We start from the raw sequence: 17,476 nt of genomic DNA on the forward strand, positions 1-17,476 counted from the left end.
CGAGGAGGAAAGATATGAGTAGAAAAGTAGCAAGAGAAGAAACTATGAAAATATTGTTTCAGATGGAAATCAATAAAGATTATTCTGATGATAGTATGAATACATACATAAGTGAACACGAATTCGCAGATGATGAAATCCAATATATAAATCATGCAGTGGGAACAATCACGAATAATCTAGGGAAAATTGATGCAATCATAGAAAAACATATAAAAGGCTGGAAGATATATAGATTAGCAAAAGTCGATTTATCTGTTTTAAGAATAGCAATATATGAACTCAAATTTAGAGAAGATATTCCAATGGAAGTTTGTATAAATGAAGCTATAGAAACATGCAAGAAATATAGCACAGAAGAATCGGCAAAATTTGTCAATGGTGTACTGGGCAGTTTTGTACGTACAGAGATGAGCAATGATGAATAATTATTATTTGGGAATTGATACAAGTGCATATACTACTTCTGTTGCAGTTGTTGATGAAAATAATGATATTGTATTTGATTTAAGAAAGATTTTAGAAGTGGAAAAAAATAAAAAGGGATTAAGGCAACAGGAAGCAGTTTTTAAACATATAAAGAATTTACCTTTAATTTTGGATGAATTGGCTAAATCAGTTGAAACTAGAAAGATAGTATCTGTATCTACCAGTGGAAAACCAAGAAACATTGAAGGATCATATATGCCTGTTTTTACAGTGGGTAAAGGACAGGCATATATTATATCTAGAATCTTAGGTGTTCCTTTTAAAGAATTTAGTCATCAAGAAGGTCATATTGGAGCAGGTATGATGAATTCTCCTCTTGAGAAAAAAGACAATTTTTTAGCGTTTCATATATCGGGAGGAACTACGGAATTGCTCCTTGTAGACAACAACAAAGATAATTTGAATATAGATATAGTGGGGGGTACTCTTGATATAAGTATAGGACAGCTTATTGATAGAATTGGTGTCAAATTAGGCTTAACATTTCCGTGTGGTAGTAAAATGGATAATATATCTCAAAATGGCGATATAGTTGATGAAAGATTGGCCTTAAAAATAGAAGATACTTGGGCTAATTTTTCTGGATATGAGAATTTTTTCAATAGATTAATTGATATTGGAAGGTATGAAAAGAAAGATATAGTTAAAACTTTATTCAATACAATTTACTTGAGTTTAGAAAAAATAATTTTATATGGATGTAGAAAACATGATATAAATGATGTATTGCTAGTAGGTGGAGTGGCTTCTAATTTATTCATAAGGGAAAATCTTAAGAACGATTTACATACTCAAGGTATAAATATATATGTTCCAGAAAGATCTTTTTGTTCGGACAATGCCATAGGAGTATCTTATTTGAGCAAAATAAAAACTGGTCATATGTGGGGGTTTTAGTATGTCTGGTAAGCCTTTAAAGGTAAGTGAAGTAAATCAATACATAAAAAGAGTGCTAGCTAGTGATTTTATATTGACCAATTTATGTGTAGAAGGGGAAATTTCTAATTTCAAACATCATTATAGTGGCCATATGTATTTTTCATTGAAAGATGAAAAGAGCAGAATGAGATGTGTGATGTTTAAAAGTGACAATCAATGTGTTGACATAAATTTGAAGGATGGCATGAAAGTTATTGCATCAGGTTATATATCGGTTTTTGAAAGAGATGGAGATTATCAGTTTTATGTAAAAAATATTAGGGAATCTGGTATAGGAGATTTATATATAGCTTTTAATAAATTAAAAAATAAATTAGAATTAGAAGGGCTTTTTGATGAATCTCATAAAAAAAGTATTCCTAGATTTCCTCAAAAAATTGGAATTGTTACTTCATCTACTGGTGCGGCTATTAAAGATATAATTAATGTCATAAAGAGAAGGTTTCCTATAGCCGATTTAATAGTATATCCAGTTTTGGTTCAAGGAGAAGGAGCTCCAAAAGAAATCATAGAAGGTATAAGGTATTTTGACAATAGAGAAGATATAGACCTTATCATCACAGGTAGAGGTGGGGGTTCTATTGAAGAATTATATGCTTTCAATGACGAATCTCTTGCAAGAACAATGTATAGTTTAGAAAAACCAATCATATCTGCTGTAGGTCATGAAACAGATTTTACTATTGCGGATTTTGTGGCTGATTTAAGAGCTCCAACTCCATCGGCTGCAGCTGAATTGGCAGTGCCAGAATTAAATAGTTTAAAATATAGTCTAGATGATGATTACGATAAATTGATTACTAATATTTTGGCTTTTAAAGAATACAAATTTAGAGAATTAGAATATTATAAAAATAAACTAGATTACAACAATCCTGAGATTAAATTAAATCAAAACAGACAGTATATAGATAATTTGTTTAAAGATTTAAATAAAAATTTCAATGTTAAGATAGAGGCTTATTATAGAGAAATTGAAAAATTAGGAGATAAATTGAATTTACTTAGTCCATTGTCATCTGTAAATAGAGGATATTCAATTTTGCTAGATAAAGGTGGAAAAATCGTTAAAACAGTGGATAATTTAAAGATTGGCGAAAAATTTACTGTAATATTAAAAAATGGTATGATTGAAGGGAATGTGGTAAAAATTAATAAAGGGGAGTTTAGGAATGAATTTAAATAATATGCCTTATGAAGAGGGAGTAAAGAAACTTGAAGAAATAATTGATAAACTTGAGAATGAAGACTTATCTCTAGAAGAAGCTTTTAATTATTTCAAAAACGGTATCGAATTGTACCAATACTTGTCAAAAAAATTGAACAAAGTTGAAGGAGAAATTAAGATTATATTAAAAGATGAAAAAGGGGTGGAAATAGAAGAAAATTTTCAAATGGAGGGCTAATTGATGAATTTAACAGAAGAAATTTTAGAAATACAATCAGTTATAGATGATGAATTAAATAGTTTGTTTATAGGTAAATCAGGATATCAGGAGAAGATATTTGAAGCTATGAAATATAGCCTTTTTACAGGTGGTAAAAGAATAAGGCCTATATTGCTTTTAAAAAGTTGTCAAATGATAAGTGGGAATTATGAAGAAGCAATACCTTTTGCCTTGGCTATGGAAATGATACATACATATTCACTTATACATGATGATTTACCAGCTATGGACAATGATGATTTTAGAAGGGGAAATCCAACTAATCACAAGGTATTCGGAGAAGCTATTGCAATTTTGGCAGGTGATGGACTTTTAAATTTAGCATATGAAATAATGATTGAATATATTTTAAGCAAATCTAATGATAAAGAAAGTTTCCACAAATATACTAAAGCTTTTAAGGAGATATGCAATGCTGCAGGTGTGGATGGAATGATCGGAGGTCAAGTTGTTGATATTTTATCCGATAAAAAGGGTATAAATGAAATAGAACTACAATTTATGTATGAATGCAAGACTGCAGCTCTTATTGAAGCTTCAGTTGTATCTGGAGGCATTATAGGAGGGGGGAATGCTGTAGAAATAGAAGCTTTGAGACAATATGGCAATTCCATTGGTATTGCATTTCAAATTAGAGATGATATTTTGGATAAGAATAGTGATGAAAAAGTAAATAAAACTACTTATTTAACTTATCATTCTTTAGACGAAGCTGAAAAAGAGGTAAAAAGATTGAGCGAAAATGCACAAGAAGCTTTAAAAATATTTGAGGATGAAGATACTATGTTCTTAGTAGAATTTGCAAATTGTTTAATTTATAGGAACAAATAATATGTTTTTGAAATTGAAATCTATGAAAATTTATGCTATAATATGTTTGGCTTAGAGTGGCACAGTATTCTAGTCAGCGCAACTATTCCTGAAGGCGGGGCTAAAAATCCGTCAAAGGGCATATCGATGAAGTTCCTGGTTTTGGCTTTCGACGCCCAGTCGGGGGCTATTTCTGGGAGTAAGAAGGATGGGGCGATCCACAATGGCATGTGGGCGTTGACCCTACCTTCGTGGAGACTTGTCATTTTGGCAATATGACAAGATAAACCTGCTATGTAACTAATTATTACATGCAGAGTAGCCTGCCTTGAGTGAAATAGGCAGATGACAAGTTCGATTTTATTTTCGGAAGGGCCCGAAGAAAATAAAATTTTGTTGTCGAAACCTGTTTTGCAAAAGAGGCTAAGGAATAGAATGGCTGTTGAGGAAAACTCCTAGACTGTTCTACCAAGGGAGATGTGTTAAGGATTACAGTGCGGACTAAGTGGTAATCTAGTTCTACTTTTGGCGACAGAGTAGAGACAGTATTAAAGGGAAACCGCTGATATGGCGACATTCAGTTGCTGTCTGGGAAATCCTGCTAGACCTTAAGCCGTAAGATTTACTTAACATATCGCCACTCGTGTGAGCTGATAGCATTTGCTATCAGCTTTTGTTCTATTATGAATTGGAGGGTTAGTAATAGATGAAAAAGAAAGATGATGACAGCATTCCGCGAAAGCGGAATAGAAGGTGGATTTTTATTACAACATTTTGGACTTTTTTGATGGCAGTTTTTTTTAGTTTAATTACAGAAAATTTAATGTCTAATCTTGATATATTAGCAGCCTTTTTAATACTAATAGTCATAATATTTATAGGGATTATATTTGATATTATAGGTATTGCCGTTACTGCTTCTGATGAGAAACCTTTTCATGCTATGGCAGCAAATAAAGTCGAAGAAGCTAAATATGCGGTTAAATTAATCAGGAACGCTGGGCAAGTTTCAAATTTTTGCAATGATGTTATTGGAGATATTTGTGGAATTATTAGTGGAGCAGCTGGAACGACAATTATTTATAAGCTAATTGAACGATATGATTTTAAAAGTGCTACTATGTTGAGTATCATAGTTACGGCTTTAATTGCTTCCTTTACTGTTGGGGGCAAAGCTATAGGCAAGGGAATAGCAATGGACAATTCTGAAAAAATTATTTTTCAGATATCTAAAATGCTTAAATTTATCGAAAATAATTTTAAGATGAATATTTTGCATGAGGGAAAAAGGAAAAATGGAATTAGATAATACTTAGGAGAGATTGTATGAGTAAAGAAAGAATAGACATACTTCTTGTAGAAAAAAATTTAGTTGAATCGAGAGAAAAAGGTAAGAGGCTCATCATGGAAGGTATAGTATTTGTTGATGATAAGCGTATTGATAAACCTGGTGAAAAAGTGAATGTAGATAGCTCTATTGTCATAAAAGGCGATTTAATTCCCTATGTGAGTAGAGGGGGACTTAAATTGGAAAAGGCAATAGAATGTTTTAATTTATATTTAAAGGATAAAGTTGCATTAGATATAGGAGCTTCTACAGGTGGATTTACAGATTGTATGCTTAAAAATGGGGCCAAAAAGGTATATGCTATTGATGTAGGATATGGTCAAATAGATTGGAAGCTGAGACAGGATAAAAGAGTGATATTGAAGGAAAGAACCAATATAAGATATGTAACTAAAGAAGATATTGGAGAACTAGCTGATTTTGCTTCAATCGATGTATCTTTTATATCGTTAAAACTAGTTTTGCCAGTGGCTATGGAATTGATTTCGGACAATGGTGAAATAGTTTCATTGGTTAAGCCTCAGTTTGAAGCTGGAAGAGACAAGGTTGGTAAAAAAGGAATAATAAAAGATCCAAAAGTGCATAAAGAAGTACTTTTAGATATTTATAGATTTTGTTTAAACACAGGCCTTTTTGTCAAAGATATTACTTATTCGCCTATAAAAGGTGGTACAGGAAATATAGAATATCTATTTCATTTAAAAAAGTGTGGAAACATTGACGAAAAAAACATTGAAAAATTGATTGAAGAAGTTGTTGCTAATTCGCACACAATGTTGTAATTTTATGAAGGCTATCCGAATCAAGGAGGAAATTATGAAGAAGTACGCTAGACAAAGGAGAATATTGGAATTAATAGAAAAATACGAGATAGAAACCCAAGAAGAATTGGCCGATTACTTAAAAAAGTCTGGTATCGATATTACCCAAGCTACGATTTCAAGAGATATAAAAGAATTGAGATTGGTCAAGGTTTTAACTAATAGTGGAAAATATAAATATGCAGTTATTGATGATAATGTGGAAGGCACCACAGATAGATTGATAAAAATATTTAAAAGTTCAATAGTTAATTTTGATGTGGCAGGACATATTTTAGTTATAAAAACACTGCCTGGTGCTGCTCAAATATGTGCTTCTGCTATAGATGTTCTAAAGATTGAAGGAATTGTAGGCACCATAGCTGGTGATGATACAATTTTTGTAGCTATTGGTGATATAGAAAATATTGATATTATAATTAAGTCTTTTCAAAAATTACTCAATTAAACGGGGGTATTAATATGCTTGTTGAGTTAAATATTGAAAATTTTGCTGTTGCTGAAAAATTGCATATAAATTTTTCAAAAGGCTTCAATGTGTTGACAGGAGAAACAGGAGCTGGAAAATCAGTAATAGTAGATGCCATTGGTATGATTTTAGGCGGAAGGGCAAATAAGGACTTAATTCGTACTGGGTGTGACAAGGCTATTTTAGAAGGCCTTTTTTATTTGGAAAAACCTATTGAAATTAATAAAATTTTAGATGAATATGGCATAGAAAATGAAAAAAATGACTATTTATTAATTACTAGGGAGGTATATTCAACTGGTAGAAGTATATCGAGAATAAATGGTAGAACAGTAACTCTTGGAATGCTTAACAATGTTACGAAGTATTTAATTGATATACATGGGCAACACGAACATCAATCCTTGTTAAATTCAGAAAATCACATACATATTATTGATTCTTTTGGAGATTCTAACTTTAGAAGTTTGAAGGAAGATATATATATATATTACAATGAACTTGTATTTCAGAGAAAAAAATTAAAAGATTTGTCTATGGACGAAATAGAAAAAGATAGGGAAATTGATTTGTTAAAATATCAAATAGAAGAAATAGATAGTGCAAAATTATCAAAAGAAGAAGAGGAAGAAATTGCAAGGGAATATAACAAATTGTCAAATATAAAAGAAATTGAATCAAATATCAGTGAAGCATTAAATATTCTTCAATCCAAAGAATATGAAGGATTTTCTATAATTGATGCTATAAATAGAGTCATTTCATTGATTGGTGGAATTAAAAATCTAGATATTGAAATAAAAAAATATTATGAAAGTTTTACAAGTATAGGTTTTGAGTTGCAGGATTTATCTGGAGATTTGAGATATTATTTAGATAATATTACTGTAGATGAAGAAAGATTAGCTTTTTTAGAAGAGCGTTTAGATACTATAAATAAATTAAAAAAGAAATATGGAAACAATATCGATGAAATAATTACCTATAGAAATGAGATATATGAAAGATTTCAAATACTATTGAACAACGAAAAGGAAATTAGTCATATTAGAAATGAAATAGAAAAGATAGAAAAATTGTTAGAGGCTAAATGTGAGGAATTATCTAATAAAAGAAAAGAAATAGCATCAATTCTTGAAGAGTCTCTTTCAGAAGAATTGAAAGAACTCAATATGAGCAATGTATTGTTTAAAGTGAGTTTTAAAAAGTACAGCCATTTTACACCTGAGGGCTTTGACAATTTAGAATTTTTGATATCAACAAATCCGGGAGAAGATTTAAAGCCATTGTCAAAGATAGTATCGGGAGGAGAAATGTCTAGGATAATGTTGGCTTTTAAATCCATACTTGCTGAGTATGACAAGATACCATGTCTTATTTTTGATGAAATTGATACAGGAATTAGTGGTAGAACTGCTCAAGTTGTTGGAGAAAAAATCGCCAATATTTCAAAGAAACACCAAATTATTTGCGTTTCACATTTACCTCAAATAGCTGCGTTGGCTGATACTCATTTTTCAATTTATAAAAATATATGTGGGAGTAGAACTGTTACTCAAATAAAAAAATTATCTTTTGAAGAAAGAATTGAAGAATTGTCAAGACTACTTGGAGGCGTTGATTTGACTGATACAACTAAAATGCATGCTAAAGAAATGTTGAATTTGGCTGTAAAAATAAAAAATCGTTGAAACACTTTATACTTAAGTATAAAGTGTTTTTTCATTATAAAGGCAAAATTTATTTTACTTTACATAATCATTAATAATTACTGAGAATAAATATGCGAAGAAAAGGCTAAATTATATTTGCAAATAATATTTTTTGGAGGTGAGTATGAAAAAGGGGAAAATTGGGAGAGTGATATTACTTGCAAAAGTATTCAAGATATAAACGACAATTATCTATAATTTTGACTATTGTGATTGCTTTCTGTTTATTTCAATTGTGTATTTTCAGTTGTTATCCTGATAAAATCAATATTGTGAAAGGAGATAAAAAAGCTTTTGATGTATTTTTTCCTTTTACAATAAAGATTTTGCAAGATAATGATGTTGTAGATTGTGAATCTTGTAGCCAAAATACCCTGTCGTTAAAAAAATCTTATGAATTTGATAGTATTCAATCTGGTATAGCAAAATTGCAGCTTAAATTGCTTGGAATAATTCCCGTAAGAGATATTGAAGTAAATGTATTAGAAAGAGTTTATTTGACGCCTGGAGGGAATTCTATTGGCGTTAGATTGAATACTAGAGGAGTCCTAGTAGTAGCAGTAACAGATATTATAGGAGTTGATGGCAAAAGGTATAGTCCTGCCAAAGATGGGGGAATAAAAGTCGGAGATAGTATATTGGAGATTGATGGGGAAAAAGTAAAAGATGCTGAACATGTTGTAGAACTTTTAAATAGTATAAAAAATGAAACTATAGATATAGTTATTGAAAGAAATAATGTTCAGTTTACTACTCAAGTAAGACCTAGAAAGAGTATTCAGGACAATTGCTATAGATTAGGTATATGGGTGAGAGATAAAACAGCTGGTATAGGTATTTTAACTTTTTACGATGAGAATACAAGAATTTTTGGAGCTTTAGGCCATGGAATTACAGATATAGATACGGGAGAATTGCTAAAAATAGAGAATGGCAAAATAATGAGTGCTAGAATATCTGAAATTGAACAAGGAAGTAAAGGAAGTCCTGGAGAGATAAAAGGAGCTTTTTATGAGACTCAAGATGCTTTAGGGGATATAACAAGCAATACTGAGTTTGGAATATATGGAAAGCTATATGAGAATAATTTAGAAAACAATAAATTAAAACCTTTACCTGTAGGATTTCAAGAAGAAGTTAAAGAAGGAAAAGCTTATATTTTAACTACTATTAATGACAATAAAGTACAAAAGTATGAAATTGAAATAGTTAAAGTACAAAGTCAGCCTTTTCCAGAGCAAAAAAGTATGATAATAAGAATTACAGATAAAAAATTGTTGCAAAAAACTGGCGGTATTGTACAAGGAATGAGTGGAAGTCCCATAATACAAGATGGAAAGTTAATAGGAGCTGTAACCCATGTATTTGTCAACGATCCTACAAAAGGATATGGGATATATATAGATTGGATGTTGAAACAAGCAGATTTTAATTATAAAACAAAAAGTGAATTTGCAGAAACAAAAAAAGGTTTACTTGATTATTAAAAGGCTTCCAATGGAAGCCTTTTCTAAAAAATGTAGATAAAAAATGGAAAACTAGAAGGAAATAAAAATTCTTTGTCGAATAAATAAAAGTATATTATAGAATACATACAGGGGGGTAATTATTTTGGAGAAAGTTAAGATATTAGTTGCAGATGACAACAAAGAATTTTGTGATATTTTAAACGAATATCTAGAAAAACAGGAGGATTTTGAAGTTTTAGGTTTTGCAAAGGATGGGTTGGAAGCACTGGACATGATACCAGAAATAAAACCAGATGTTTTAATATTGGATATTATTATGCCACATTTAGATGGATTAGGGGTATTAGAACAAATAAATACTATGAGATTGGATAAATATCCAAAGATTATAGTATTGTCAGCTGTAGGACAAGACAGAATCACTCAAAAAGCTATAGAGCTGGGAGCTGATTATTATGTGGTTAAGCCTTTTGATTTTGATATATTCATTAAGAGATTAAAGGAAATTGCAGATATTCCTATTAAGAAGATCAATTCTAAAAAATATATAGATATTCCAAAAGAAACTGTGGGAACTGTTGATAATAGTATGAATATGGAAGCTAAAATAACTAATATCATTCATGAAATTGGTGTTCCAGCTCATATAAAAGGATATTTGTATTTGAGAGAAGCTATTACAATGGTTGTAGAAAATGTTGAATTGCTTAGCGCGGTGACAAAAGAATTATATCCTTCTATAGCAGAAAAATATAATACTACACCAAGTAGAGTAGAAAGAGCTATTAGACATGCTATAGAAGTAGCTTGGAGTAGAGGAAAGGTTGATACTATTAATAGTATTTTTGGCTATACTGTTCATACCGACAAAGGAAAGCCAACTAATAGTGAATTTATTGCAATGGTTGCTGATAAATTGAGATTAGAACAGGAAATGGCAGAAAATAAAATGTAAAAATATAGCCTTGTGAATAGTTATTATTCATGAGGCTATATTTTTATGTTATAATAAAATAGAAAGATTATGTATTCAAATTGGATTATTTATTTATATAGGGAAATACTATATAAATAATAGATTTGGAGGATTAAAATGTATTTAAAGGGCAAAGTAAAAAAAGATAAAAGAACGAAAAATCTCATTAAAAGGTTAAAGCCAGGGGACATAGCTTTGATTGCACATAAAGATTTAGATGAAATTGCAGCTAATTCGCTAGTTGAGTCAAAAATTAAGTGTATAATAAACACTGAAGAAACTATAAGTGGACGATATCCAAATCAAGGACCTTCTATTTTACTGGAAGCTGGAATTCCAATTTTTGAAGTTTGTGATACTGATTTATTTGAGTTAATCAAAGAAGGAGAGACAATAGAGATATCTGATGAAGAAATAATTAAGAATGGAAAAGTTATATGTAAATGTAATTTGCTTGATAGTGAAAGAATCGAATATTTATTGGGAATTGGGTATGAAAATTTTGAAAAAGAATTAGATAGATTTATTGAAAATACTTTAGAATATGCTAAAAAAGAAAAGGGACTTGTGACCGGAAAAGTTCCAATTCCTAAAGTTAAGACTAAGATGAATAATAGACATGTATTGGTAGTAGTTAGGGGAAAAGACTATAAAAGAGATTTGGAAACAGTTCAAGCTTATATACATGAAGTACATCCAGTTTTAATTGGAGTTGATGGTGGAGGAGATGCACTTTTAGAATTTGGGTATATCCCAGATATGGTCATTGGAGACATGGATAGCATTAGTGATAGGTGTTTAAAAATGAGCAAAGAGATAGTAGTACATGCATATACGAATGGAGAAGCACCTGGACTTGAAAGAGTAAAAAAATTAGGTTTAAATGCTGTTGTTTTTCCTTCTCCAGGTACTAGCGAGGATATAGCATTATTACTTGCTTATGCCAATAATGCTGATTTAATTGTTGCTGTGGGGACTCATAACAATATGATAGATTTTTTAGAAAAAGGCAGAAATGGGATGGCGAGTACTTTTTTAGTTAGATTAAAAGTTGGCTCTAAATTAGTGGATGCAAAGGGAGTCAATAAGCTTTATAAAAGTCATTTAAAATTAAGACATGTAATAGGTCTTGGTATTGCTGCGTTAATTCCAATCATAGTTATTACAATAATGTTTCCTCCTATGAAAGAGTTAATGCAACTTATTAAGATAAGACTTAAAATAATGTTTGGAGTGTAGGAGGCGATATTTTGATTCCTAATATGAAATTTTATGTAATATCTATTGTTTCAATATTTTTGGCATTAGCCATAGGAATTTATATTGGGTTTTCACTGGATGCAAATGAATTTATAGAGGAGCAAAGAGATGATTTGGTCACAAAATTAGAAGAAAAATTTGACTATTTAAAAGAGGAAAATCAAAATTTAAAGGATGAAGTGGATATTTTAGAATTGGAAAATTCTCAATATGCAAATTTTAGTGAATTGATTTATCCTGAAATCATAAAAAATAGATTAGCAGGTTTAAAAGTAGCTATAATTGAGACTAATGATGAATATATTTATTCAGGAATAGGTAAAACTTTGGGTATGGCTGGGGCAGATGTAGTTAGTATTGTGACAATAAAGGACAAGTTTTTAAATGAAGAATTATTAAAAGAAATATATTCAAATGGAGAAGAAAATATAGAAATAAAAGGAAACATTATTGATAAAGGCATAGAAGATTTAACTAATGCAATTATATCTGGAAATAATAAAGAGATTATAGAATTATATGGAGAATATGGATTAATAAATATGGTTGGTAGTGCAGATGAACCTGTGGATTATATTGTTATAGCAGGTGGAAGCGAAAAAGAAGATTTTGATAGAATAAATTATTTAGATAGAAAGATAGTAGAGGTTAGCAAAAGATCAGAAACACCTATTATTGGAATAGAAAAAACTAAAGTTAATTTTTCTTATATCAGTGAGTATAAGAACTATAGAATATCCACAGTAGATAATGTCGATACTGTTATTGGAAAGGTTGCTTTAATTATGGCTATGGAAGGCAGACCAGGATATTATGGTGTAAAGCCTAGCGCAGAAAGTTTGATTCCCAATCCAAGTGATGTTATTTTAGAATGAGGAGAGATAGTATGAAGTGTAGTGGAAGAGTTATAGCTGTGATACCTGTATATAATGAAGAGGATACAATATTAGACACCATAGAAAAATTAAAAGAAATAGACATTATTGATGAAATAGTAGTAGTAGATGATGGTTCTACTGACAATACTGTGGAAGTATTGAATAATTTAGATATAAACCTCATAAAATTAGACAAAAATAGAGGTAAGGGATATGCTATAAAAAAAGCTATAAGTGAAATTGAATTTGATTATTTAGTTTTGGTGGATGGGGATTTAGGTAAAACTAGTGTTGAAATTGAAAAACTTATATATCCTGTAATTAACAATGAAGCAGATGTGACTATTGCAAAATTTCCTAAAGCATTAAAAAAAGGTGGTTTTGGATTTGTAAAAAGATTAGCAAAGAATGGGGTATATATGTATACAGGTGAAAAGTTAGATACCACACTTTCTGGACAAAGAGTATATAAAAAAGATGTCATAAATAGCATCTACTATATTCCAAATAGATATGGTATAGAAGTTGCTATGACTGTGGGAGCATTAAGAAATGGTTTTTCCATTAAAGAAGTGGAAGTAAATATGAGGCATAGAGAAACAGGAAGGACATTTAAAGATTTTGTTCATAGAGGTAAACAGTTTTTTGACATATTGGGTACGCTTATAGTATTATTTTTTAGAAGGTGAGTTCATGGAAGTTTATAAAATTAGTATTTTGAGTTTTTTTATTAGTATGATACTTTCTATTATAGGAACACCATTTTTGTTAAATATGCTAAAAGAAAACAATTGCTTGTGTACTAACTATAAAAATGAAGAGATACCTTCAAGTATGGGTTTGTTATTTATTATCGTACAGACTATTACTTTAAGCTTAATGAATTTATTTATATCAGAAGGTTTGAGGCATTATGTGTTGATTTACTTGATTACATTTATTCTTATTGGCCTAGTTGGACTTTTAGATGATTTGGTGGGAGATAAAAATATTAAAGGATTTAAAGGACATATAAAATCTCTATTAAATGGTAAATTGACTACAGGGGGGCTTAAAGCAAGTGTAGGTTTTTTAGCTGCTTTAATAATCTCTCTCTATATTTCTAATAGTGTAATAGAAATAATAATAAATACATTGCTTATTGCTTTGTTCACCAATCTTATCAATCTCTTTGATTTGCGACCAGGAAGAGCTTCTAAAGTATTTATACTTGTTTCCATAATTTTATTGATTACTTCTTGGTACAATGATTTAAGTATTTTGTTATTTTCTTTTTTTGGTATATTGTTTAAGTATTTGCCTATAGATTTAAAAGCTAATGCTATGATGGGTGATGTAGGTTCAAATTCTCTAGGAATAACTTTAGGTACTTATTGTGCAATTACTCATGATTTAAAAATAAAGATAATTTATTTAATTGCTTTGATTATAGTTCAAATGCTTTCAGAATTTGTTTCATTTTCAAAGCTAATTGAAAAAAATAAGTTTTTAAGATATATTGATAATTTAGGAAGATAGGAGGGTTTTAAGCTGATTAGTTATAGAAAAGGCATTGTTAATAGCATTTTGAGAAAAGATAAAGATACTACTTGGGTAGAAGTAAATATAGATGGTGATTTATCTAAAGCTATCAATTACAATGAGTTAACTGGACCTGTAGATATTGGAGATGAGTTAATATTAAATACAACTGCAGTAGAATTGTCTTTGGGAACTGGAGGATATCATTTTGTTATTTTCAATTATAGCAATGAAAATAGTAAAATTGAAGGTAAAGGTCATATAATGAAACTTAGATATACTCCATTTCAATTAAAATGTTTGGCAGCAGAAGAAGAAGATAGTCCTTATCATGAATTGTTTAATGAATTTACTAGTTTAAATGGAAGTGTTTTTATTGTAGGGACATTGCATAGTATGTTAGCTCCTCTTGCAAGTATGCTTAAGTGGCTTAAGCCTTCGCTGAAAATAAACTATATAATGACTGATGGAGGAGCATTACCTATACAATTTAGCAATACCGTCAAATCTTTAAAGGATAAGGAAATTATAAATAGCACTATAACTATCGGCAATGCTTTTGGTGGAGATATTGAATGTGTAAATATATATTCAGGGCTTATTGCTGCTAAAGAAATATTAAATGGTGATGTAACTATAATTACAATGGGACCAGGAATTGCAGGTACTGGTACTAAATATGGGTTTAGTGGTATTGAACAAGGTTATATAATAGATGCTGTAAACAATCTTGGAGGCATACCTTTTGTAGCTCCCAGAATTAGTTTTAAGGACAATAGAGAGAGGCATAGAGGCATAAGCCATCATACCCTAACGGCTCTATCTACGGCCTGCAATACTAAGGGCAAATTAGTAATTCCGTATCTAACTAAAGATAAAGACAATTTGATTAGAGAACAATTAATAAATAAAAATTTATTTGAAAAGCATAACATTATTTATGAAGAAGGCAGTGAGATTATTAAGGCATTAGACTATTTTAATTTAAATGTTTCAACTATGGGTAGAGATTTGAAGGAAGATGCAGATTATTTTATTACTTTAGGTGCTGTTGCTAAAAGTACTTTTTTGTACCTTGATGGGGAGGAGGATGTTTAAATGGATTTTGAAGAAAAAACCATGAAAACCGAAAAAATATATGAGGGCAAGGTTTTAAATTTACGAATAGATACAGTGGAATTGCCAGATAAAAAGTATTCTAAAAGAGAAATTGTAGAACACCCAGGAGCAGTTGCAATAGTAGCATTAACTAATCAAAACGAGATTGTACTTGTAAAACAGTATAGAAAAGCTGTAGAGAGAGAATTGTTGGAAATTCCTGCTGGGAAATTAGAAATTGGAGAAGAACCTAAGGAAACTGCAATAAGGGAGTTAAAAGAAGAAACAGGTTATACTTCAAGTAAAATTGAATACTTGCTAGAATTTTATACATCACCTGGATTTTCAAATGAAAAGATTTATTTATTTTTGGCTAATGGATTAATTGCAGGTCAGGCAGAACCAGAAAAAGATGAGTATATAGAACTTGTGAAAGTTAAACTTGAAGACTTAATAGATATGATTGATAAGGGAGAAATAATTGATAGCAAAACTATAATTGGGGCTATGGTAGCACGTGATTATTTGTCTAATAAATAAATATAGTAGGTGATAATATCCTCCTTTTATGCATAGTATTTCATATAGGCTTGTATATCTAATGAAAGGAGGATATAGTTTTGCGACATAAGTTAAGAGTTTGGATATCTAAACATTTAGAAGGAAATTTTGTAGCATATTTTACTATGTCGGTACTTTTAATTATCGGCATAGTCGTTGGTGCTATAACTATAAAGATGTTGAGTATTGATCAGAAAAATAAAATTTTGGGCTTTTTTAATTCTTTTTTTGTATTAATGAATGACAATGAGATAGATAATTTAATTTTACTTAAGGAATCTATTAAAAATAATTTTAGGACAGTACTTATAATATGGCTCACAGGAGCAATCATAATTGGAATTCCAATCATTCCAGTAATTGTAGTGTTAAGAGGGTTTGCTTTAGGATTTACTGTTGGATTTTTAGTCAATGAATTTGGAGCTAAGGGATTTCTATTTTCTGTTCTTGCAATAATGCCTCAAAATTTATTTATAATACCAGGCATTGTATCTATATCTTCGATAGGTATAAATTTTTCACTAAACAATGTAAAAGGCAAAAAAATAAAAAATAATTATAACAACTTATTTTCTAATTTTATCAATTATTCTATTCTAATTTTGTTATTTTCTATAGTGATATTTATTGGAAGTTTAGTTGAAGCATATATAACACCAATTTTCATGAGATTAATTACCGACTATATCAACTAGATTAATTTAAAAACAATTAAAGGATTTTAAAAATCAATGTTGAACTTAAATAGGGTAAGTATTAATAGGCTTTTAAAGGAGATATTTTTATGGATGAAATAATCAATAATTTCTTTTGCTATTTGAGAGATGAAAAGGAATTATCAAACAATACTTTAGATTCATATTTACGGGATATACAACAATTTAATGAATATATAAAAAAATATAGTTCATTGGATTTACTGAATGTAAATAAAACTATTGTTATAACGTATTTAATGTATTTACAAAAAAATGGCATGGCAACGTCAACTATATCTAGAAAATTGGCTTCATTGAGATCTTTTTATCAGTATTTATTGAACAAAGGTACAATAAAAGAAGATCCAACATTAAATTTGCACTCGCCTAGACAAGATAAAAAAATGCCAGAGATTTTAACACAAAAAGAGGTTGATTTGTTGCTATCACAGCCAGAAGCAGATAGCTTCAAGGGGGTTCGTGACAAGGCTATGCTTGAAGTTTTATATGCTACTGGAATTAGAGTTTCTGAGCTTATAGCGTTAGATATAGATGATATAAATTTTGAAGTTGGTTATATTGTTTTAGATAAAAATACATCAAATGAAAGAGCAGTACCGATAGGCAATACGGCTTTGAACTGTTTGAGACTATACAATGAAGAATATAGATATAAGGCTTTAAAAAATCATGAAGAATTGGCATTGTTTATAAATTACCATGGAAAAAGATTAACAAGACAAGGATTTTGGAAAATAATTAAATATTATACAAGTAAAACGAATATAAATAAAAAGATAACTCCTCATACCCTTAGACATTCTTTTGCAGTTCATCTTTTGCAAAATGGTGCTGATTTAAAATCAGTACAAGAAATGTTAGGGCATTCTGATATTTCTACTACTCAAATGTATTCTTTTGCAACTAGTGATAAAAAATTGCGAGAAGTATATAAAAAAACACATCCAAGAGCTTAGGA

Annotated in this window: 19 protein-coding genes; all 19 read left to right on the top strand. The window is 29.9% G+C overall.

Annotation, left to right across the window (positions count from 1 at the left end; translation table 11 throughout):
* Nucleotides 1–14: 14 nt before the first annotated feature.
* The 19 genes from nusB to xerD all read left to right on the top strand — a co-directional run bounded on the left by nusB (nt 15) and on the right by xerD (nt 17,474).
* A complete protein-coding gene (nusB, locus tag ACFWUA_RS10215) occupies nt 15–428 on the top strand; it encodes a transcription antitermination factor NusB (protein WP_416197916.1) in 414 nt (137 codons plus the stop codon).
* Entirely contained in the window at nt 421–1,386 is a 966-nt protein-coding gene (locus tag ACFWUA_RS10220) for a hypothetical protein (protein WP_416197917.1), read from the top strand. Before nusB ends, ACFWUA_RS10220 begins: the two co-directional genes overlap by 8 nt.
* Nucleotide 1,387: 1 nt before the next feature.
* Nucleotides 1,388–2,614 carry an exodeoxyribonuclease VII large subunit gene (gene xseA, locus ACFWUA_RS10225; protein WP_416197918.1) on the top strand — a complete coding sequence of 409 codons (1,227 nt, stop codon included), beginning with the start codon at nt 1,388–1,390 and terminating at the stop codon, nt 2,612–2,614.
* Nucleotides 2,601–2,834 carry an exodeoxyribonuclease VII small subunit gene (xseB, locus tag ACFWUA_RS10230; RefSeq protein WP_416197919.1) on the top strand — a complete coding sequence of 78 codons (234 nt, stop codon included), beginning with the start codon at nt 2,601–2,603 and terminating at the stop codon, nt 2,832–2,834. The genes xseA and xseB overlap by 14 nt, the downstream gene beginning before the upstream one ends.
* Before the next feature lie 3 nt (nt 2,835–2,837).
* Complete coding sequence (locus ACFWUA_RS10235; protein ID WP_416197920.1) at nt 2,838–3,707, top strand: polyprenyl synthetase family protein; 870 nt, start codon at nt 2,838–2,840, stop codon at nt 3,705–3,707.
* Nucleotides 3,708–4,392: 685 nt separating this feature from the next.
* Nucleotides 4,393–4,995, top strand: coding sequence for a CNNM domain-containing protein (locus ACFWUA_RS10240; protein WP_416197921.1), 603 nt, complete (start codon nt 4,393–4,395; stop codon nt 4,993–4,995).
* Nucleotides 4,996–5,012: 17 nt separating this feature from the next.
* On the top strand, nt 5,013–5,816 hold the full coding sequence (locus tag ACFWUA_RS10245) for a TlyA family RNA methyltransferase (protein WP_416197922.1): 804 nt from the start codon (nt 5,013–5,015) through the stop codon (nt 5,814–5,816).
* Nucleotides 5,817–5,850: 34 nt separating this feature from the next.
* Complete coding sequence (locus tag ACFWUA_RS10250; protein ID WP_416197923.1) at nt 5,851–6,303, top strand: arginine repressor; 453 nt, start codon at nt 5,851–5,853, stop codon at nt 6,301–6,303.
* 14 nt (nt 6,304–6,317) lie between these two features.
* Nucleotides 6,318–8,015: a DNA repair protein RecN gene (gene recN, locus ACFWUA_RS10255; protein ID WP_416197924.1), complete on the top strand. Its 1,698-nt coding sequence runs from the start codon at nt 6,318–6,320 to the stop codon at nt 8,013–8,015.
* A gap of 179 nt (nt 8,016–8,194) precedes the next feature.
* Nucleotides 8,195–9,523 (top strand): SpoIVB peptidase, encoded by a 1,329-nt coding sequence (gene spoIVB, locus ACFWUA_RS10260; RefSeq protein WP_416197925.1) that lies wholly within the window; start codon nt 8,195–8,197, stop codon nt 9,521–9,523.
* A 124-nt stretch (nt 9,524–9,647) separates the two neighbouring features.
* Nucleotides 9,648–10,460, top strand: coding sequence for a sporulation transcription factor Spo0A (spo0A, locus tag ACFWUA_RS10265; protein ID WP_416197926.1), 813 nt, complete (start codon nt 9,648–9,650; stop codon nt 10,458–10,460).
* Between the two features lie 138 nt (nt 10,461–10,598).
* Nucleotides 10,599–11,720, top strand: a complete 1,122-nt coding sequence (gene steA / locus ACFWUA_RS10270) for a putative cytokinetic ring protein SteA (protein WP_416197927.1) — start codon at nt 10,599–10,601, stop codon at nt 11,718–11,720.
* Nucleotides 11,721–11,731: 11 nt separating this feature from the next.
* Entirely contained in the window at nt 11,732–12,616 is an 885-nt protein-coding gene (locus ACFWUA_RS10275; protein ID WP_416197928.1) for a copper transporter, read from the top strand.
* An 11-nt stretch (nt 12,617–12,627) separates the two neighbouring features.
* On the top strand, nt 12,628–13,308 hold the full coding sequence (locus tag ACFWUA_RS10280) for a glycosyltransferase family 2 protein (protein ID WP_416197929.1): 681 nt from the start codon (nt 12,628–12,630) through the stop codon (nt 13,306–13,308).
* A 4-nt stretch (nt 13,309–13,312) separates the two neighbouring features.
* Nucleotides 13,313–14,137, top strand: a complete 825-nt coding sequence (locus ACFWUA_RS10285) for a phospho-N-acetylmuramoyl-pentapeptide-transferase (protein WP_416197930.1) — start codon at nt 13,313–13,315, stop codon at nt 14,135–14,137.
* Between the two features lie 48 nt (nt 14,138–14,185).
* A complete protein-coding gene (locus ACFWUA_RS10290) occupies nt 14,186–15,238 on the top strand; it encodes a DUF3866 family protein (RefSeq protein WP_416197931.1) in 1,053 nt (350 codons plus the stop codon).
* Nucleotides 15,239–15,778 (top strand): NUDIX hydrolase, encoded by a 540-nt coding sequence (locus tag ACFWUA_RS10295; RefSeq protein WP_416197932.1) that lies wholly within the window; start codon nt 15,239–15,241, stop codon nt 15,776–15,778.
* Between the two features lie 80 nt (nt 15,779–15,858).
* Nucleotides 15,859–16,494, top strand: a complete 636-nt coding sequence (gene spoIIM / locus ACFWUA_RS10300; RefSeq protein WP_416197933.1) for a stage II sporulation protein M — start codon at nt 15,859–15,861, stop codon at nt 16,492–16,494.
* Between the two features lie 89 nt (nt 16,495–16,583).
* The gene (gene xerD / locus ACFWUA_RS10305) at nt 16,584–17,474 is read left to right on the top strand and encodes a site-specific tyrosine recombinase XerD (RefSeq protein ID WP_416197934.1); all 891 of its coding nucleotides are present in this window, start codon (nt 16,584–16,586) and stop codon (nt 17,472–17,474) included.
* Nucleotides 17,475–17,476: the final 2 nt, after the last annotated feature.

This window comes from Sporanaerobacter sp. (assembly GCF_047830725.1).
Classification (GTDB): domain Bacteria; phylum Bacillota; class Clostridia; order Tissierellales; family Sporanaerobacteraceae; genus Sporanaerobacter.